Genomic DNA, 19,303 nt, shown 5'->3' on the forward strand with positions numbered 1-19,303 from the left:
GGATCATGCGGCAGCGTTGCGATAGGTGTTCCGCCCGTCCCGCTTGGCGGCGTAAAGCGCGGCATCCGCCTCGTCGAACAGCGACATTGCGTTGCACGCGCCGCCCCTGGTGGTCGCGCCGCCGATGCTGGCGGTCACATTTCCCCCGGCCGGATGGCTGATCATCGTCGTGCGGATCGCCGTGAGAACCTGCTCGGCGACGGCAGTGGCGCCCGGCGCTTCGGTGTCGGGAAGGACGATGGCGAACTCCTCGCCGCCGATCCGCGCGACGCTGTCCCGCGGCCGACGCAGGACGGTCGGAAGCAGGCCCGCGATCTGCTTCAGCACCTCGTCGCCGCGCAGGTGCCCGTCGATGTCGTTGATCTGCTTGAATCGGTCCAGATCGACCAGAAGCAGGGAGACCGGGGCGCCCGTATGCTGCGCCCGGTTCAGCGCCCGGGCGAGGGCATCGTCGTACGCCCGGCGGTTGGGCAGGCCCGTCAGGGCGTCCGTCTCGGAGCGTTGCCTGAGCTCACGGTTGAGCTTCATGTGCTGGAGCTCGCTCGCGGCGACGGCGGCGAGATCGGTCAGCGGCCAGAGCTCGAACCGCTCCTCCGGCGCGGGGTCCCGCCGCATGACGCACAGCGTTCCCGCCACCAGCGTGCCATCCATCAGGATCGGGGCGCCCGCGTAGAAGCTGAGAGCAAGGTGCGGGACAAGCGGGTGGCCGGCCAGCCGGGGGTCGGTCTTCAGGTTGCCGACGACCATCGGGCGCCCGCTCTCGACGATCAGGTTGCACACGCTTTCCTGGCGGGAAACCCGGCGGGACAGCGCGTCCGAGCTGACCGAAATAAGCCACTGGCACTGGTCGTCCACCAGCCCGATGAATGCGACATCGGCGCCATAGACCCGCGTTGCGAGGCGGGTCAGCCGCTCGAAGCGGGGGTCCGGCGCCTCGTACATGACGCCGCAGGCTTCAAGAACGCGCAACCGGTCGATTTCATTCGCCGGGGCACTGGGCAATGTCCACATGGGGGAGCCGCGGGGAAGATCTGCTGACGTGCGAAGCCAATCAAACTCCAACTCTTGCATCGCAGCAAGTCGTTTGGCAGGGAGATAGACCGCGCGGCGACACGCAGGCTCGCCGCGGCGCAAGGGGTCGAAGGGGCGATGCGGCCTGCGTGCTGCCGTGCAGGTTGTCGACCTGACCTGTTGCGGTGCCGCGCCCGGACCCGGTACCGCCGGCCTCCTCAGGCACGCCTTCTATCTCGAACGGCCCCGAGATGCGCCGTACACGCGCAATGGTGCATTGCACAATTCGCCCGCGTTTGTTCTAATCGCTCCATGTTGCATTGCAGCAGGAGACGAGGCAGATGCAGACCGTGGTCACGATCATGCTGCTTGGATCCGTGGTGATGGTGGCCATCGCCGCGCTGGACCAGCCGGGCAGCTGAACGGCCGTCCAGCCGTCACATGCGGTCGGCCAGGGTGCCGTCGGCCGCGTGCAGCACCCGCTCGGGCACCTCGGCGGCGGCCTCGCGCAGGCGCGGAAGGATCTCCTCCGCCGTCGTCGCGGTGAGCACGTCCACCGGCGTCTCCGCGCGGATGAAGGCAGCGCGGCGCATATGCTCGACAAGGCTCACGAGCGGGTCCCAGAAGCCGGCGATGTTGGCGATCAGGATCGGCTTGCGGTGCTGCCCGAGCTGCGCCCAGGTCAGCTGCTCCACCAGCTCCTCCAGCGTTCCGATGCCGCCGGGCAGGGCCACGAAGGCATCCGCCCGCTCGAACATCAGTTTCTTGCGAGCGTGCATGTCCTCCACCACGATCATCTCGGCCTCGTGGCCGAAGGCCCGCTCGCGGCTCATGAGGAAGCGCGGGATGATGCCGGTCACGGCCCCGCCCGCCAGCGCCACCGCGCTCGCCACCTCGCCCATCAGGCCGATGCCGCCGCCGCCGTAGATGAGGCGGACGCCCTCGGCCGCGAGAATGCGCCCGAAGCGGCGCGCTTCCTCGGCGAACAGCGGGTCGGCCCCCGAGGCCGAGCCGCAATAGACGCAGACACTTTCGATTCTAGCCATGAGGGCACTCTAGCAAATCCGGAGCCGCCCCGCGCCCCGTCATGTTGCGTTGCGGCATGGGTCGCGCCGCTCTACCGGCCGGCTGCGACGGCCCGGTGACAGGCCCGCCGGCATGTTCGGCGCGGGGCAGGCGTGTGCGCCGCGCATGACCGGCCGATTGCGTCGGAACGTCTGATCGGCTATCGCCGATGACCGATGAACGACCCTCACCATCCCGATCCGGCTGGCGCGACCGCCCTCGCCGATCCCACCGACGCGCGCCGCCTCGCGCTGGCCGAGCGGCTGCGCGCCCTGTCGCATCCCGTCCGACTGACCATGCTGGAAACGCTCGGCACCGCGGACCGCTGCGTCTGCGGCGAGCTGGTGCGGGCGCTGCCCCTGGCCCAGTCCACGGTGTCGCAACATCTCAAGGTGCTGCAGGAGGCGGGGCTCATCCGCTCCCGCCCGGAAGGCCAGCGTTCGGCCTACTGCCTGGATCGCGCCGCCCTGATGGCCCTGCAGGCCGATTTCGACGCGCTGTTTGCAGCGCTGCTGGGGCCGGATGCGCGCCGTTGCGCGCCCGTGCGTCCCGGCGAGGAAAGCTAGAAACATGTCCACATCCTCTTCCGGATCGGGGCGGCGCCCCGTCTCCGCCGATGCGTTGCTCGACACCCTGCGCGGCCTGTGGCCCTACCTCTGGCCGGCCGAGCGGGCGGATCTGCGGGCGCGGGTGGTCGTTACTTTCGCGCTCCTGTTCGCGTCCAAGGGCGCGACCATGGCGGTGCCGTTCCTGTTCAAATGGGCCACCGATGCCCTCACCGACGAGGTGGCGCGGGGCGATGGGGCTCCGCAAGGCGTTGGATTCTGGGCACTTGTCGTCGGCGCGCCGGTTGCGCTGACGCTGGCTTACGGGCTCGGGCGCATCGTCATGGCCGGGGTGACGCAGCTGCGGGACGGCATCTTCGCCAAGGTGGCGCTGAACGCCGTGCGCAAGCTGGCGCTGGAGACGTTCGAGCATATGCACGCCCTCTCCCTGCGTTTCCACCTGGAACGCAAGACCGGCGGGCTGACGCGCGTGCTGGAACGTGCCCGCTCCGGCATCGAAACCATTGTCCGCATGCTGGTTCTTCAGCTGGCACCGACGATTGTCGAGCTGGTCATGGTCATGGTGGTGCTGTTCTTCGCGTTTGACTGGCGCTATGCTCTGGTTGTGGCGGTCACTGTTCTTGCCTATGGCGTGTTCACCTATCGGGCCAGCGAGTGGCGGCTGAACATCCGCAAGGAGATGAACGAGAGCGACACGGACGCCAATACCAAGGCCGTCGACAGCCTGCTGAACTATGAAACCGTCAAGTATTTTGGCGCCGAGCGTCGCGAGGCAGCGCGTTACGACCGCTCCATGGCGCGGTATGAATCCGCCACCGTCAATACCTATACCTCCCTTTCCTGGCTGAATGCCGGGCAGGCGTTCATCTTCTCCATCGGTCTTGCGGCCGTGATGGTGATGTGCGTGCTCGATATCCGCGCTGGACGGCAGACGGTGGGCTCGTTCGTCATGGTCAATGCCATGATGGTGCAGTTCTATATCCCGCTGAACTTCCTGGGGTTCATCTATCGCGAGATCAAGCAGGCGGTGGTGGATATCGAGGCCATGTTTCAAGTGCTGGCAAAGGCTCCCGAGGTCATGGACGCCCCCGGCGCTCCCGAACTCGTCGTCAGTGGCGGCACGGTTCGGTTCGAGAACGTGCGCTTTGCCTATGATCCCGGCCGCGAGATCCTCAAGGGCATCTCGTTCGAGGTGCCGGCCGGGCGCACGGTCGCCATCGTCGGCCCCTCCGGCGCGGGCAAGTCCACCCTCTCGCGGCTGCTGTTCCGCTTCTACGACATCCAGTCGGGCCGCATCACCATCGACGGGCAGGACATCCGCGAGGTGCGGCAGGAAAGCCTGCGCGCGGCCATCGGCATGGTGCCGCAGGACACGGTGCTGTTCAACGACACCATCGCCTACAACATCCGCTACGGCCGGCCCGATGCCACCGACGCTGACGTGGAGGAGGCGGCGCGCCTCGCCCAGATCGACGGCTTCATCCGTGCCACCCCCAAGGGCTACCGCACCGAGGTGGGCGAGCGGGGGCTGAAGCTCTCCGGCGGCGAGAAGCAGCGGGTGGCCATCGCCCGCACCATCCTGAAGGCGCCGCCCATCCTGGTGCTGGACGAGGCCACCTCGGCCCTCGACAGCCATACGGAGAAGGACATCCAGGACGCGCTCGACCGGGTGTCCGAGGGGCGGACCACGCTGGTCATCGCCCACCGGCTCTCCACCGTGGTGACGGCCGACGAGATCCTCGTGCTCGCCGAGGGGCGGGTGGCGGAGCGCGGCTGCCACGCCGAGCTGCTGGCCCGCGGCGGCCTTTATGCGGCCCTGTGGAACCGCCAGCGCGAGGCGGACGATGCCGCCGAGGCGCTGGCCCGTGCCGCCGGCGAGGCGTCCGGCGCGGAGGGGCGGCCGGTGAAGTCCGAGGCCGACGTGATCGAGGAGGAGCAGGCCGCGGCGCTCGGCTGAGGCCTGCCCGCGCCGCATCGGGACAGGGCGACCGCCCTGCGCCACCACGCCATCAGGCATCACGCGCTGAGCGTTGGGGCAGGGCCCCGGATGGGGCGATGCCCCAACGCTCGGTCGCGGGTCGCCGGTTGGCGCGACAGCCTTCCCTTTCGCGGATAGCCGGCTGGCACGACGGCCTTCCGTGTCGCGGGCAGCCGTATGGGCCCGATGCCTCCCCCGGGTCGCCGGCGGCCGGGAAGCGGTTTCCCCCGCCCGGACCGTCGGCCCCGCGCGGCGCCGGGCCCATGCCGCCATTGCCGTTCGGCCCGGGCCGAGGATCCCTCGCGAGCCGCAGGCTTGGGTTTCGCCTCCGGCCCGCCGACCCCTCACAGCGGCTGGTTGAAGGCCCAGACCACGCCGAACGGGTCCTTTACCTGCGCATAGCGCGCGCCCCAGAAGGTGTTTTCCGGCGCCATCATGGCGGTGGCGCCAGCCTCCACCGCGCGGGCGAAGGCGGCGTCGGTGTCGGCCACGTGCAGGGTCAGGTTGAAGCCGGCCGGGGTCTCGAAATCGCCGCCGGCACAGTATTCGGGATAGTGGTCCGCGAGCATCAGCGAGGCGCCGTGCACATACAGATGGATGTGCATGGTGCGCCCGCTCTCGTCCGGCGGCATGGCGAAGGCGATCTCGGCGCCCAGCGCGGCGGCGTAGAATTCGGCGGCCTTCATGGCACCCTTGAGGGTGAGATAGGGCGTCAGCGGCCCCTTCACCGGCGGCATGGCGGACGCGTCGATCGTCGGCATGGTCTCGGCAGCTTCAGCCATCTTTTCCTCCTGGCGGCAGGCCCGGTGCGGGCGGGCCTGAATGGGGGCGGGGGCGGCGTGCAGGACGCCCCTCGCATCAAGAACGCGGGACGTGACGGCGTGCCGACACGGGTCGCGGATTTTTTCGCGCGCTTTCCGCAAGGCTCGGCCTTACGGCATCTCCGCCCCCGCCGCGAGGCGGTCGAGGTGGGTACGGATATGATCTGCCTCCGCCGGCGTGTTGGCGAGGGCGATGGCGCGGGTGAAGGCCTCGCGCGCCTCCGTCTTGCGGCCGAGCTGGAGCAGCAGCGCACCGCGCGTGCCATGGAAATGGAAATAGCCGGAAAGGTTCGCCGCGAGTGGCTCCACCAGCGCCAGCGCGGCTTCCGGCCCACTGGCCTTGCTGAGCGCCACCGCCCGGTTGAGCGTGACCACGGGCGAGGGCTGCATCAGCTCCAGCGTCGCATAGAGCGCGTCGATCTGCGCCCAGTCCGTATCCTGCGGGCGCCTTGCGCGGGCATGCAGCGCGGCGATGGCCGCCTGCACTTGATAGGCGCCGGGCCGGCGATGGCGGATCGCCTTGTCGATCAGCGCCAGCCCCTCGGCGATGCGCGGGGCATCCCACAGGGCGCGGTCCTGGTCGTCCAGCAGGACCACCCGGCCCTCCGCATCGAAGCGCGCGGCGGCGCGGGCGTGCTGCAGCAGCATCAGCGCGGTGAGCCCCATGATCTCCGGCTCGGCCGGGAACAGGCGCAGCAGCAGGCGGGCAAGGCGGATGGCATCCTCGGCGAGGCCGGCGCGGTCGGGGTCGGGGCCGGCGGAATAGCCCTCGTTGAACACCAGATAGATCATGGCCGCCACCGCGCCGAGCCGCTCCGCCCGCTCCACCGCGCCCGGCGCCTCGAACGGCACGTCCGCCCGCGCGATGCGCGCCTTGGCGCGGGTGATGCGCTGCTCCATCGCCGCCTCGCTCACCAGGAAGGCGCGGGCGATCTGGCGCACGCTCAGCCCGGAGACGATGCGCAGCGCCAGCGGGATCTGCTGGGTGGCCGGCAGGTCCGGATGGCAGCAGATGAACAGCAGGCGCAGCACGTCGTCGCGGTAGTGGGAATTGTCCAGCCGCTCGGCCAGCGGCGCCTCGGCGTCGTCGAGGTCGGAGAGGTGCTCGTCCGGCGGCAGGGGCGCGAGGCGGGCGGCGCGGCGGGTGCCGTCGAGGCCGGCATTGCGGCCCACCAGGATCAGCCACGCCGCCGGATCGCGCGGCGGCCCGTTCTGCGGCCAGGTGCGCAGGGCCCGGAGGCAGGCTTCCTGATAGGCCTCCTCGGCGGTGTCGAGATCGCGGAAATAGCGCAGGAGCGCCGCCACCGCCTGCGGCCGGGCGGCGGTGAGGGCGGCATTGATCCAGGCCGGATCGGCGGCGGACATGGCGGCCGCTCAGGGCGCGGCGCGGCGATCGGGGAAGAAGGCGCCCACGGGGCGGATCTCATAGGCCCCGCCGGGATTGGCGGCGGCCAGATCGCGGGCGATGGACAGCACGTCCTCGAGGTCGTCGGCGTCCACCAGATAGAAGCCGAGCAACTGCTCCTTGGTCTCGGCGAACGGGCCGTCGAGCACGAGGGGCGGGTCCTCGGTCTTGCGCAGGGTGGTGGCGGCGGTGGTGGGGAGGAGGCGCAGGGAGGCGCCCATCTTGCCGGCTTTCGTCAGCCGCTCCTGCACCACGGCGAGCTTCGCCATGACGGCTTGGTCCTCCTCCTGGCTCCAGGCGCAGACCACGTCTTCCTCGTGGTAGCAGAGGATGGCGTACATCATGGCGGTTCTCCCTCTCGTCAGGGCAAGGACGCGAGTGCCCGGCCGGAACCGACAGCCCGGCCGGGAAAATCGCGCGTGGCGGGGCGCAAGGCGCGCCCCTCAGGCCGCCTGATCCTGCTCCATGGCGCCGCCGTAGCGCCGCACCAGATGGGCCTTGAACACGCCGGCATCCAGAGCACGGCCGGTGGCGCGGGTCAGGAGCGCATCGGTCTCCAGCAGCGAGCCCTGGCTGTGGACGTTGGCGCGCAGCCACGCCAGCAGCGGGGCGAAATCGCCGCGGGCGATGCCGGGCAGCACGTCGCCATCCGCGCGGCAGGCGGCGTCGAACAGCTGGGCCGCCGTCATGGCGCCGAGGGTGTAGGTGGGGAAATAGCCCCAGCCGCCGCTCGGCCAGTGGATGTCCTGCAGGCAGCCGTGCCGGTCGTCGGGGGGCGTGACGCCAAGCAGCTGCTGCATCCCCTCGGCCCACGCGCCCGGCAGGTCGGCAAGGCGCATCTCGTCGGCGATCAGCGCCTTCTCGATGCGAAAGCGCAGGATGACATGGGCGGGATAGGTCACCTCGTCCGCATCCACGCGGATGAAGCCGCGCTCGACGCGGGTATAGAGCCGCCACAGGGCGTCCGCCTCCCACGCCGGGCCGCTGCCACCGAAGGCGGCGCGCATGCGCGGGGCGGCGAAGGTGAGGAACTCGCGGCTGCGGCAGGCCTGCATCTCCATCAGCAGGGACTGGCTCTCGTGCACGCTCATGGAGCGCGCCTGACCCACCGGCTGGTGGATGAAGGCCTGCGGGCGGCCCTGCTCGTAGAGCGCGTGGCCGGTCTCGTGCAGCACGCCCATGAGGGCTTTCGAGAAATCCGCCTCGTCGTAGCGGGTGGTGATGCGCACGTCGTTGTCGGCGCCGCCGCAGAAGGGATGGGTGGAGACATCGAGCCGGCCGCGCTCGAAGTCGAAGCCGACCACCTTCATCATCTCCACGCCCAGCGCGCGCTGGGCCTCCACCGCGAACGGCCCGTCCAGCGGCGGGGTGGCGGGACGGCGTGCCTGCACCGCCAGCACCTCCTGCGTGAAGCCGGGCAGGAAGGCGGCGAGGTCGTCGAACAGCGCGTCGATGCGGGCGGAGCGGCCGCCCGGCTCGTAGTCGTTCAGCAGCGCGTCATAGGGCGAAAGGCCGAGCTTCTTGCCCTTGGCGCGCCCCATCTCCCGCTGCAGCTTCAGCACCTCTTCCAGATGCGGCAGCAGGGCGGGAAAATCGGAATCCGCCCGCGCCTGCCGCCACGCCATCTCGCACCTGGAGGCGGCGCGGCTCGCCGCTTCCACGAGGTCGGCGGGCAAGGCGGTCTGGATGGTGTAGAGGCGGGTGATCTCGCGCAGGTTGGCGCGCTCCCACGGGCCGAGCTCGCCGTCGTCGGCGCGCTCCAGCCATTCGCCGATGCGCGGGTCGGTCACCATGCCGTGATGGAGCACGCGCAGCAGCGCCAGCGTCTCCGCCCGGGTGGCGGCGGCGCCCTTGGGCATCATGGTGTCGCTGTCCCACTGCAGGATGCCGATGCCGTTGGCGAGGGCGGCGGCGCGGTCGAAATGGGCTGAAAGCTGCGAATATGCGGTCATGTGCCTGTGAGGTCTCCTCGGCCCGGCCGCAGACGGTAGTGAAGCGCGCGGCCGGAGGAAAGGGCGCGAAAACGCAAAAGCCCGGCGCCGGCGCTGGGGCCGGGCCGGGCTCTGCCGGGGCGGGGGACCCGAAGGGGCTCAGGCGGCCTTGTCGGCCGGCGCCAGCGAGAGGACCGATTCGAAGCCCTCGAACTCCGGCCCGCCGATATAGTTGACCCGGTTGGAGGAGGCGCCGGCATCGCGGTGGGCGAGGCGGAAGGCGTCCGACTTGGTCCAGGCCTCGAAATCGGCGCGGGTCGCCCACACGGTGTGGGAGATGTAAAGGGTGTACTCCTCCTTTTCCGGCCCGCGGCACAGGTCGAAGGCGACGAAGCCGGGCACGGCGGCGATGTAGCTGTCGCGCTCGCGCCACACGCGCTCGAACTCGGTCTCCGAACCGTGCTTCACCTTGAACCTGTTGGTGGCAATGAACATTTTGTCACTCCGTGCAATCGATGGGGTGAATTGGCTGCGCCGGCGCGGCGTGGCTATCGAACGGCGGGGGAAGGCGATGCCGCGGCGATCTCCTCCGCCCCGAACCGGATGCGCAGGCCGCCCTTCACGGTGAGGCCGGCGCTGGGCAGGAACTGCTGGTATTGAGTGTACTGCTCGTTGAGCAGGTTCTCAACGGAGAGGGAGGCCAGCACGTTCTCGCTCGGCTGGTAGCCCAGGTAGACATTCACGAGATTGAACGATGGCGTGGGCTCGTAGGGCGTGTCGGTGGGCAGGTCGGCCAGCGTCTTGGCCGCCACCCACTGCCAGCGCACCGAGACCGTCAGCCGGTTGTCGAGGAAGCGCGCGCCCAGCGTTCCCGCCACGTTGCTGGGCATGATGTTGGCGAGCGGCTGGTTGTCCACCAGGTCCTCGCCCTCGTTGAGCGTGACATTGAAGCCGGCGAACCACGGCCCGGTATCGTAGGTGCTCTCCAGCTCGAAGCCCTGGATGCGCGCGCGGGCGATGTTCTGGTACTGGTAGTCGGCGTAGGTGCCGAACATGGTCATGTTGTAGCCGACCAGCTCGATGTAGTCGTCCACGTCGTTGCGGTAGATGTTGGCCTTGGCGCGGAACTTGTCGCCCTTGGTGAATACGTCATCATACTTCAGGTTGACGCCGATTTCCTTGTTCTTGCCGATCTCGGGCCGCAGGTTGGGATTGGGCACGAAGCAGAACACGCCGTAGCTGCCATCCGGGCAGAACACGAGCGGGATGTTGGGCGGGTGCGCGCCGTTCACCAGCGTCTCGGTCACGGCCGGGGCGCGGTAGCCCTCCGCGTAGGTGCCGTAGAAGGTGAAGCCGGTGAGCGGGGTGAGGCCGATGGTGAGCTTGGGCGAGAGGTGGTTGCCGTCGGTGGAAACCCCGTCGCCGGAGAGGGTGTAGGTGTCGTAGCGCAGCGCGGCGATGGATTCGAACCAGGTGGAATAGTTCGCCTTCCACTGCACGAAGGCGCCGCCCACCCCGCGCTCGCCGGAGGGGTTGTAGCCGTCGCCGAAGCCGTAGTCGTCCACGTTGTCCACGTTGTCGTGGAAGTAGTCGCCGCCCACGGTGATGGCATTGCGGATGCCGTTCCAGGCGAAGCGCGAGGTGTTGTTGGCGTCGAAGCCCACCGTGTCGATGGTGAAATAGCGCGGGTCGCCGATGGCGCCGGTGATGGAGCTGGACGTGCCGGCCACCTTCAGCTGGCTCTGCTTGACGCGATTCCAGTAGAGGGTGCTGCGCCAGTCGAACCACATGTCGTCGGGGTTCGAGTAGTTGTAGCTGGCGGTCGCCGTCTGGTTCAGCACGGTGGTGCCGTACTGGGTGGCGGTGGCGGGGATGTCGCCGTTCACCAGCGCGGCGTTGTAGGTGGTGTAGTCGGCCGAATAATTGAGCGCGGTGAGCTTCACCTCGTGGAAGTCGGCCGGGCGGAAGGTGGCCTTGGCGGTGCCGGTCCAGGTGTCGTAGCCGGTGCCGGGCACCACGTCGCCGTTGCCATCCTTGTAGTCGCCCTGGCCGCGATAGGTGCCGCCGAGGAACAGGTCGATGTTCTGGCCCACCCGCGCCGCCGCGAACAGCGCGCCGAAGCCCATCGGCCCGTTGGAGCCGAACTCGCCCAGCGCCTCCACGCCCCAGGTCTGGCCGCGCTTGATGATGTCGTCGGCATCCTTGGTGCGGAAGGTGACCACGCCGCCGATGGCGCCCGAGCCGTAGACGTTGGACACCGGCCCGCGCACCACGTCCACGTCCGCCAGCAGCCCCGGCTCCAGGAAGAACGAGCCGGCGCCGGTGCCGTGGCCGAGCTGGGTGAAGTTCTGCCGCGCCCCGTCCACGAACACCGCGACACGGCCGAAGTCCTGCAGGCCGCGGATGTTGATGGAAGCCTGCGTGGAATTGCCGTTCTGGATCACGCTGGTGCCCGGCATGCCGAAGAACACGTCCTGCGTGCGCGAGGGCATCAGCTGTTCCAGGTCGTCCTGCCGCACCACGCTGATGGCGGCGAGCGCATCGATGGCCCGCTCCTGCGTGAGGGAGGCGGCCACCGTGATGGTGTCGAGCGTGGCGTCGCTCGCGCCGGCCTCGGCCGGCTCGGCGGGCGCCGACTGGGCGCGCGCCGCGGCAGCTCCCAGCAGCAGCGCCGATGCGGCGACGCCGCAGGCCAGGATGTGTCTCTTGCGATGAAATGCAGCCGCGCGCTGCGGGCCGAGCGCCATGATCGCCTCTCCGAAACCGGCAGATGAATCGGGCTGGCTACCGTCAGCCCGGGGGGGGGGACACCGCCCGGGGACGTGGCGCGCTGCGGGCACGACGTGCCCGCTGACTGCTGGGTAGAGCGTTGCCGCATTCCGGTCAAGAACAACGCTCCCCCTGTTGCCAATGATCGCAAATATCGGCACAGATGTTTGCAATTAGAGCACATACGGCATGCGGGTTTTGATTTTGATGAATTCAAAACTGTCGAGTCGATGTGGTGAGGTGATTCGAATAGATGGAATGGAAATTGTCTAAATTCATGATGCGTGCTGCACCGCACCGGGCGGCGGCCTGTGCCGTCCTCGCGGTCGCGCCGCTGCTTCTGATGTCCGTGGCGCGTGCCGCCGATGCGGGCGCCACGGCCGCCCCCGCTTCGGCCGCCCCCGCTTCCTCCGTGCCCGCGTCCACCGCGCGGCCCGACACGTCCCGCATCGTCTCCATCGGCGGCGCGGTGACGGAGATCCTGTTCGCCCTCGGCCTCGGCGACCGCGTCGTGGCGGTGGACCAGACCAGCCGCTACCCCGCCGCCGTCCGCGCCCGCCCGGACGTGGGCTATTCCCGCGCCCTGTCGCCCGAAGGCGTGCTCTCGGTGGGGCCGAGCCTGATCATCGCCGCCGAGGGCGCCGGCCCGCGCTCCACCCTCGACGTGCTGCGGCACGCCTCGGTGCCGGTGGTGCTGGTGCCGGAGGCGCAAGATCGCGACGGCGTCCTGCGCAAGATCGCGGCGGTGGCGCGCGCGGTGGGCGAGGACGAGCGGGGCAGGGCGCTCGCCGCCGAGGTGGCGGCGGATTTCGCCGCCCTCGACGCCATGGTCGCCCGCCTGCCGGATCGCCCCCGCGCGGTGTTCGTGCTCTCGGCCGCCGGCGGGGCGGCGGTGGTGGGCGGGGCCGGCACCTCGGCCGACGCCATCCTGCGCCTCGCCGGCGCCGCCAATGCCATGGCCGCGCTGGAGGGCTTCAAGCCGGCGCTCGACGAGGCCGCCATGACCGCCGAGCCGGAGGCGGTGGTGGTGATGAAGGGCGGCGGGCAGGCGCTCGACGCCGATACCGTGCTGGCGCTTCCGGCCTTCGCCGGAACCCCGGCCGCCCGCGACCGGCGGTTCGTGGTGCTGCCGGGCTCCTACCTGCTGGGCTTCGGCCCGCGCGCGCCCCGCGCCGCCCGCGATCTCGCCGCCGCGCTCCACCCCTCCGCGAGCCTGCCGCCGCTCCCGCCGCGCACCTGGGCCACGGAGGCGGACCAGTGAGCGCGCAGGCCGCCATGGCCGCCAAGGCGGAACCGCGCGCCCTGCGTCCGGTCGCGACGGGGCTTGCCGTGTTCGCGGGCCTCGCCGTGCTCGCGGTGCTGGGGGCGCTCGCCATCGGCCCGTTCACCATCGCCCCGGGGCGGGTGCTGGCGATCCTGTGGGAGGCGCTGACCGGCGCCGCGCCCACGGCAAGCCTGCGCGAGCGCATCGTGGTGCTGGATGTGCGCCTGCCGCGCGCCGTGGTGGGCGCGCTCACCGGCGCGGGCACGGCGGTGGCCGGGGCGGTGATGCAGGGGGTGTTCCGCAATCCTTTGGCCGATCCCGGCCTTGTCGGCGTCGCGCCCGGGGCGGCGCTGGCGGCGGTGGCGTTCGTGGTGTTCGGCGCGCCGCTGGCGGCGCTGCTGCCCGGCCCGCTGCAGCCGCTCGGCCTGCCGCTGGCGGCCTTCGCCGGCGGGCTCGCCACCACCCTCCTCATCGCCCGCCTCGCCGCGCGGGAGGGGCGGACCTCGGTGGCGACGCTGCTGTTCGCGGGCCTTGCGCTCGGGGCGCTGGCGAGCGCAGGCACCGGCGTCCTCGTCTTCCTCGCCTCCGAGCAGCAGACGCGGGAATTCCTGTTCTGGACCCTCGGCAGCCTCGGCGGCGCCACCTGGATCAAGGCGGCGCTGGTGGCTCCCTTCGTGCTCGGCCTTCTGGCGGCGGCGCCTTTCCTCGCCCGCGGGCTCGACGCGCTGGCTTTGGGAGAGGCGGAGGCGTTCCACGCCGGTGTCGCGGTGGAGCGGCTGAAGAAGCTCGCCATCGTCGCGGTGGCGGCCGGGGTGGGCGCCTCGGTGGCGGCGGCGGGGGTGGTGGGCTTCATCGGGCTGGTGGTGCCGCACCTCGCGCGGCTCGTCATCGGCCCGTCCCACCGGGTGCTGCTGCCCGCCTCGGCGCTGCTCGGGGTGGCGGTGCTGCTGGGCGCCGACATCCTCGCGCGCATGATCGCCGCCCCGGCCGAGCTGCCGCTGGGCGTGGTCACCGCGCTGGTGGGGGCGCCGTTCTTCCTCTGGCTGCTGCTGCGCCGCCGGGCCTTCGTGGGGTGAGCCATGTATGTCGCTGAGAACCTGCGCGTGACCGCCGCCGGCCGCGTCCTGCTCGATGGCGCCACGCTGGCGCTGCGCCCCGGCGCGGTGAGCGTGCTGGTGGGGCCGAACGGGGCCGGCAAGTCCACCCTGCTCAAGGCGCTCTCGGGCGAGCTGCGACCCGCTGCCGGCCGCGTGCTGCTGGATGGCGTGCCGATCCGCGACATGGCGCCCCTGGCGCTGGCGCAGCGGCGGGCGGTGCTGCCGCAATCGGTGGAGGTGGCCTTCCCCTTCACCGCCGGCGAGGTGATCGCCGCCGGGCTGATGGCGGCCGACGCCCGCGACGGCGCGCGCATCCACCGCCTGCTGGCGCTGGTGGACCTGCCGGGCTTCGCCAACCGCCGCTACGACAGCCTCTCCGGCGGTGAGCGCCAGCGGGTGCAGCTGGCCCGCATCCTCGCCCAGCTGGAGCTCGCGCGGGGCGATGCGCCAGCCTACCTCTTCCTCGACGAGCCCACCGCGAGCCTCGACCTCGCCCACCAGCTCACCGTGCTGCGCCTCGCCCGCGCCCACGCGGATGCCGGCGGCGGCGTGCTGGCGGTGCTGCACGACCTGAATCTGGCGGCCATGGTCGCCGACGAGCTGGTGGTGCTGGCGGGCGGACGCATCCGCGCCGCCGGGCCGGTGGAGTCGGTGCTGACGGAAGAGGTGCTGGACGACGCCTTCGGCATCCGCGTGCGCCTCGGCGTGGCGCCGCCGGGCCCGTTCGTGCTGCCGCAGAACGTGCGACCGGCGCCGTGAGGGCAGGGGCGCGGGCAGGGGGCGTGCAGCCGGGCGCGGGCAGGGCAGCCGGGCCGTGGCATCGCTATCGCGCCCCGGCATCGGGGCACGTTCGAGGGGGAAGGCACCGCAGCGTCGCGGGACCCGCATCGCGATTCCGCAGCGGGCGCGGCAATGTCCGCTGCTCCGGGAAGGGAACAGCACGGGCAGCACCGCCCTGCCGGAGGAGGCGAGGGCGATGCCGCCCCCGCCGGCCGTCCGCTCAGGCCAGCGCCTGCGCCGCCTTCAGCACCTCCTCGGCGTGGCCGGCCACCTTCACCTTGGGCCAGGCCTGCGCCACCTTGCCGTCGCGGCCGATGAGCAGGGTCGCCCGCTCGATGCCCATGTACTTGCGGCCGTACATGCTCTTCTCCACCCACACGCCATAGGCCTCCAGCATGGCCTTGTCCGGGTCCGAGCCGAGGGGGAAGGAGAGGTCGTACTTGTCGCGGAACTTGTCCTGCGCGCTCACCGCGTCCGCGGAGACGCCGAGGATGTCGGTGTCGGCTGCGGCAAAGTCGGCCTTCAGGCCGTTGAAGGCGATGGCCTCCTTGGTGCAGCCCGTGGTGTTGGCCTTGGGATAGAAATAGAGCACCAGCTTGCGGCCCTTGAAATCGGCAAGGGATACCGTTCCGCCGCCATCACGGGCCAGCTTGAACGCGGGCGCCTTGGCGCCGGTGGCAGGAAAACTCGCCATCCGCCTTCCTTTCGACGTGTTCGGCGCCATACGGGGCGGGGCGGCCTTGGGAGGACCCACAAGATCGCCGACTTCCGGGCGCACATGGTAACCTGCGCGGGAGTTGATCCACCTCATCTTTACGAGGGACACGCAGGTTAGGGTCAATCGCGCCGGCGCGGACGAATCGCCGCGCGGCCGCGGCGTCCGATCGAGGGGGCGCGACGGGGGGAGCCGGCCCGGCAGGGGCCGGCGCTGGAAGGCGGAAGGAACGGGATGGAGGAGAGGGTGCGCAACCCGGAGCAGGCGCGGCGCCAGCCGCGACGCTTCCGGTTCCACGGCATCATGGGTGCGCTGGTCCCCCGCAACCGGGCGACGCGCATTATCGTGGGCACGTGCCTCATCCTGATCGCGCTGGGCGGCGTTGCGGCGGTGACGCTCTATGCGCTGATCGCCACCGGCATCGTCACCGCCAACATCGCCACCCCCTACATCGAACGGGCGCTGGAAGAGCGCATCGGCGGCGGCCACCACGTGGCCATAGGCTCCACCTCCATGGAGCGGAGCAGCAGCGGCGCCACCACGGTGGTGGTGCACGACATCCGCGTCACCGCGCCCGACGGGCAGCTGGTGGCGAGCGCGCCCAGCGCCGAGGTGGAGCTGGAGGGCTCGCTGCTCTCGCTCATGCCCAAGGCGCGGCGCATCGACCTCGTGGGCGCCGAGATGACGGTGCGCATCGCCGCCTCGGGCCATGTGGCCGTGGCCACCGGCAAGGGCGCGAAGGCGATCTCGCCCACCGCCGCGAAGGGGACCCCCGCGACGCCGGCCCCCGGTGCGCCCGCGGCCCCGTCCCAGCCCGATGCTTCCGCCCCGCCGTCCGCCGCCGCCCCGGCGCAGCAGGCGGCGGCGCCGGCGATGGATTTCGACCCGCTGAAGCCGGTCTTCATCGCCCGCTGGATGAACGAGCTGGAGACCGCCGGCTTCGACGGCGGCGCGCTTGCCGACGTGGGCCTGAAGGACGGCACCGTCATCGTCGAGAACGAGAGCGCCGGCCGGCGCATCGTGTTCCAGCACATCAGCGTGCGGCTTGCGCGGCCGCAGGGGGGCGGGGCGGAGCTGACCTTCACCAGCCAGTCGCCGCAGGGGGTGGCCACCGCCGTCGCCCGCATCGGCGCCGCGCGCGACGGCGTGCGGGCCATGGACGTCTCCATCCGCAACCTCTCCACCCGCGACCTGCTGCAGGCATTCGCGCAGGACCAGCGGCGCTTCTACATCGACACCCCGCTCGATGCCTCGCTGAACGCCACCCTCTCGCTGGAGGGCGACCTGAAGGCCCTGACCGCGCGGCTCGATCTCGGCGCCGGCGCCATGGGCAGCGGCGAGGACCCGGAAGAGCGCTTCGTCATCGACCGCGCCCGGCTCGGCGCCACGCTGGACGTGACGCGCCGCGTCATCGCGCTCGCCCCCGTCGAGGCGGTGAAGGGCGAGAACGTCATCTCCCTGCTCGGCGAGGTGCGGGTGCCCGCCACCATGGCCGAGCCCTGGCCGTTCCAGATCGGCCCCAAGCAGGTGGTTCTCGCCGGCAAGGAGATGCCGGAGCCGAACCTCGCCATCGACAAGGTGGAGGTGGCCGGCCGGTTCGATCCGCCGACCCGCCGGCTGATCGCCGACACCGGCTTCCTGTCCTCCCCCGCCGGCAGCTTCACCTTCACCGCGCTGTTCGATTTCGGCGTGGACGTGCCCTACGTGAAGTTCGACGGCGTGGCCTCGCCCATGCCGGTGGCCACCGTGAAGCGGTTCTGGCCGGTGAACATCGCCCCGCCGGCGCGGCAGTTCGCCATCGACAATGTTTCCGGCGGCACCGCCGACGGCATCACCATCGCCGTGCGCCTGCCGCTCGACCTCATCGGCCAGAAGCAGGTGCCGCTGCCGGACGACGGCGTGCGCTTCACCATCAACGGCAAGGGCGTGACGCTGCGCCCGGTGAAGGGGCTGCCGCCCATCACCAACGCCAGCCTCTCCATCCTCGTCACCGGCCGCTCGGTGCGCATCACCATGCCCGACGGCACGGTGGTGACGCCGCAGAACCGCAAGATCGCGGTGAGCGACGGCGCCATGCTGATGCCGGACTATTTCCCGCGCGAGCCCTCCGCGCAGATCAAGGTGAAGTTCGACGGGCCGGCCGACGGCGCCGTCGAGGTGCTGGGCATGGAACCGCTGAAGGGCCCCACCGGCACCGCCTTCGACCCCTCCACCACGCGCGGGCGCTTCTCGGCGCTGCTGCAGGTGAACATCACCTTCCGCAAGGTGCCGCTGCCGGAGGATTTCGATTATTCGCTGGAGGCCACCCTCACCGACTTCGGCGTGGACAAGGTGTTCCGTGGCCAGCGGCTGGAAGGCGCCAGCGTGAAGGCCTTCGCCTCGCCCGCCGGCGTGGTGCTGCGCGGCGACGGCAAGCTCGCCGGGGCGCCGGTGGCGTTCGAGTACGAGAAGCGCAAGGACGTGGCGGATTCCGACATCCGCATCTCCGCCACGCTGGACGACGCCGCGCGCGGCCGCCTCGGCCTCGACATTCCCGGCATCTCCGGCAACGTGGGCGTCCGCCTCGTCGGCACCACCAACAACAAGGACACCCGCGCCACCATCGAGGCGGATCTGACCGCCGCGCGCATCGCCGACCTCATCCCCGGCCTCAGCAAGCCGGCCGGCAAGCCGCTGAAGGCGCGGTTCGTGCTGAACGACAAGGGCAATTCCGTCCGCCTCGACGACCTGGTGATGGACGGCTCCGGCACCCTGCTCAAGGGCTCGCTGGAGCTCTCCGACAGCGGCGACCTCATCGGCGCCACCTTCCCCACCTTCCAGCTCTCGGACGGCGACAAGGCCTCGCTGAAGGCCGAGAAGGCCGGCGCGGTGCTGAAGATCCGCATCACCGGCGACGTGATGGACGCGCGCGGCATCATGAAGAGCCTCGTCGCCGCCCCCACCGGCCAGCGCAGCCAGAAGACGCCGGACGTGGACGTGGAAGCCAAGATCGGCGCCCTCACCGGCAACAATGGCGAGGTGCTGCGCCAGTTCGACCTGTTCGTGACCCGCCGCGGGGTGGAGACGCGCGACTTCACGCTCACCGCCAAGGCCGGGCGCGACGGCTCCGTGGCCGGCGAGATGCGCAACTGGCAGGGCCGCGAGCGCGCCCTGCAGGTCACCACCTCGGACGCCGGCGCGCTGCTGCGCTTCCTCGACATCTACGCCAAGGTGCAGGGCGGCGAGGCCTGGCTCATCGTCGACCCGCCGCGCAGCGATTCGACGCCGCAGGAAGGCGTGCTGCACGTGCGCGACTTTTCCATCAGGGGCGAGCCGGGGCTGGACCGCCTCGCCAGCGCCGCGCGCGATTCCTCCGGTCGCTCGGAGGGCGGCACCGCCTATTTCGACAAGGCTCAGGGCCAGTTCGCCCGCACCACCGGCAAGATCGTGTTCAAGGAAGGCGCCATCTGGGGTCCGTCCTTCGGCGCCACCTTCGACGGGACGCTGGATTTCGCCGCCGACCGCATCTCGGTGCGCGGCACCTTCGTGCCGGCCTACGCGCTCAACAACATCTTCTCGAAGCTGCCGGTGATCGGCCTGTTCCTCGGCGGCGGGCCGAACGAGGGCCTCCTGGGCGTGACGTTCGAGATCGTCGGCCCGCTCGGCACCGGGCCCACCCTGCGCATCAATCCCATCTCGGCGGTGGCGCCGGGCTTCCTGCGCAAGATCTTCGAATTCCGCGATTCGAGCAGCGCGCCCCCGACCCGCTGACGGTTCCGGCCGGCCGCGCCTGACAGGGCGGCGGCTGGCGGCAGCCCGGCACCGCGCCCGCGCGGGCCGGGGGATGACCCGCCGCGCCCGCATCGCGCCGCGCGGTCACCGGCGCGAGCTCGGGCTTTGCTGCGACATCCTGTCCGAACGC

Annotated in this window: 15 protein-coding genes; 6 read left to right on the forward strand and 9 right to left on the reverse strand. The window is 70.9% G+C overall.

Annotated features, from left to right (window positions below; translation table 11 throughout):
- Positions 1-3: 3 nt before the first annotated feature.
- Positions 4-1,011: a GGDEF domain-containing protein gene (locus V5F49_RS21380; protein ID WP_394115278.1), complete on the reverse strand. Its 1,008-nt coding sequence runs from the start codon at positions 1,009-1,011 to the stop codon at positions 4-6.
- 437 nt (positions 1,012-1,448) lie between these two features.
- The gene (locus V5F49_RS21385) at positions 1,449-2,057 is read right to left on the reverse strand and encodes an LOG family protein (protein ID WP_394115279.1); all 609 of its coding nucleotides are present in this window, start codon (positions 2,055-2,057) and stop codon (positions 1,449-1,451) included.
- 195 nt (positions 2,058-2,252) lie between these two features.
- Between V5F49_RS21385 and V5F49_RS21390 the strand changes: the two genes are divergently transcribed.
- Complete coding sequence (locus V5F49_RS21390; protein WP_394115280.1) at positions 2,253-2,642, forward strand: ArsR/SmtB family transcription factor; 390 nt, start codon at positions 2,253-2,255, stop codon at positions 2,640-2,642.
- 4 nt (positions 2,643-2,646) lie between these two features.
- The gene (locus tag V5F49_RS21395) at positions 2,647-4,599 is read left to right on the forward strand and encodes an ABCB family ABC transporter ATP-binding protein/permease (protein WP_394115281.1); all 1,953 of its coding nucleotides are present in this window, start codon (positions 2,647-2,649) and stop codon (positions 4,597-4,599) included.
- A gap of 365 nt (positions 4,600-4,964) precedes the next feature.
- Here V5F49_RS21395 and V5F49_RS21400 read toward each other — a convergent pair whose 3' ends face one another.
- The 6 genes from V5F49_RS21400 to V5F49_RS21425 all read right to left on the reverse strand — a co-directional run bounded on the left by V5F49_RS21400 (position 4,965) and on the right by V5F49_RS21425 (position 11,524).
- Entirely contained in the window at positions 4,965-5,402 is a 438-nt protein-coding gene (locus V5F49_RS21400) for a VOC family protein (RefSeq protein WP_394115282.1), read from the reverse strand.
- Between the two features lie 150 nt (positions 5,403-5,552).
- The gene (locus V5F49_RS21405) at positions 5,553-6,806 is read right to left on the reverse strand and encodes an RNA polymerase sigma factor (protein ID WP_394115283.1); all 1,254 of its coding nucleotides are present in this window, start codon (positions 6,804-6,806) and stop codon (positions 5,553-5,555) included.
- A 9-nt stretch (positions 6,807-6,815) separates the two neighbouring features.
- Entirely contained in the window at positions 6,816-7,190 is a 375-nt protein-coding gene (locus tag V5F49_RS21410; protein WP_394115284.1) for a YciI family protein, read from the reverse strand.
- Between the two features lie 99 nt (positions 7,191-7,289).
- Entirely contained in the window at positions 7,290-8,798 is a 1,509-nt protein-coding gene (locus V5F49_RS21415) for a carboxypeptidase M32 (RefSeq protein ID WP_394115285.1), read from the reverse strand.
- Between the two features lie 138 nt (positions 8,799-8,936).
- Entirely contained in the window at positions 8,937-9,272 is a 336-nt protein-coding gene (hmuQ, locus tag V5F49_RS21420) for a heme-degrading protein HmuQ (protein WP_394115286.1), read from the reverse strand.
- Between the two features lie 53 nt (positions 9,273-9,325).
- Positions 9,326-11,524, reverse strand: coding sequence for a TonB-dependent hemoglobin/transferrin/lactoferrin family receptor (locus tag V5F49_RS21425; protein ID WP_394115287.1), 2,199 nt, complete (start codon positions 11,522-11,524; stop codon positions 9,326-9,328).
- Positions 11,525-11,823: 299 nt separating this feature from the next.
- Between V5F49_RS21425 and V5F49_RS21430 the strand changes: the two genes are divergently transcribed.
- From V5F49_RS21430 to V5F49_RS21440, 3 genes are read left to right on the forward strand one after another with little or no spacing between them, the layout of a single operon-like run.
- Positions 11,824-12,807: a heme/hemin ABC transporter substrate-binding protein gene (locus tag V5F49_RS21430; protein ID WP_394115288.1), complete on the forward strand. Its 984-nt coding sequence runs from the start codon at positions 11,824-11,826 to the stop codon at positions 12,805-12,807.
- Positions 12,808-12,821: 14 nt separating this feature from the next.
- Positions 12,822-13,886, forward strand: coding sequence for a FecCD family ABC transporter permease (locus V5F49_RS21435; protein WP_394115400.1), 1,065 nt, complete (start codon positions 12,822-12,824; stop codon positions 13,884-13,886).
- Positions 13,887-13,889: 3 nt separating this feature from the next.
- Entirely contained in the window at positions 13,890-14,666 is a 777-nt protein-coding gene (locus tag V5F49_RS21440) for a heme ABC transporter ATP-binding protein (protein ID WP_394115289.1), read from the forward strand.
- 241 nt (positions 14,667-14,907) lie between these two features.
- Here the strand turns inward: V5F49_RS21440 and V5F49_RS21445 are convergent, their stop codons facing one another.
- Complete coding sequence (locus V5F49_RS21445; RefSeq protein WP_394115290.1) at positions 14,908-15,381, reverse strand: peroxiredoxin; 474 nt, start codon at positions 15,379-15,381, stop codon at positions 14,908-14,910.
- A gap of 255 nt (positions 15,382-15,636) precedes the next feature.
- Between V5F49_RS21445 and V5F49_RS21450 the strand changes: the two genes are divergently transcribed.
- Complete coding sequence (locus V5F49_RS21450) at positions 15,637-19,152, forward strand: YhdP family protein (protein ID WP_394115291.1); 3,516 nt, start codon at positions 15,637-15,639, stop codon at positions 19,150-19,152.
- Positions 19,153-19,303: the final 151 nt, after the last annotated feature.

Origin of the sequence: Xanthobacter lutulentifluminis (genome assembly GCF_043194675.2) — a bacterium.
Classification (GTDB): Bacteria; Pseudomonadota; Alphaproteobacteria; order Rhizobiales; family Xanthobacteraceae; genus Xanthobacter.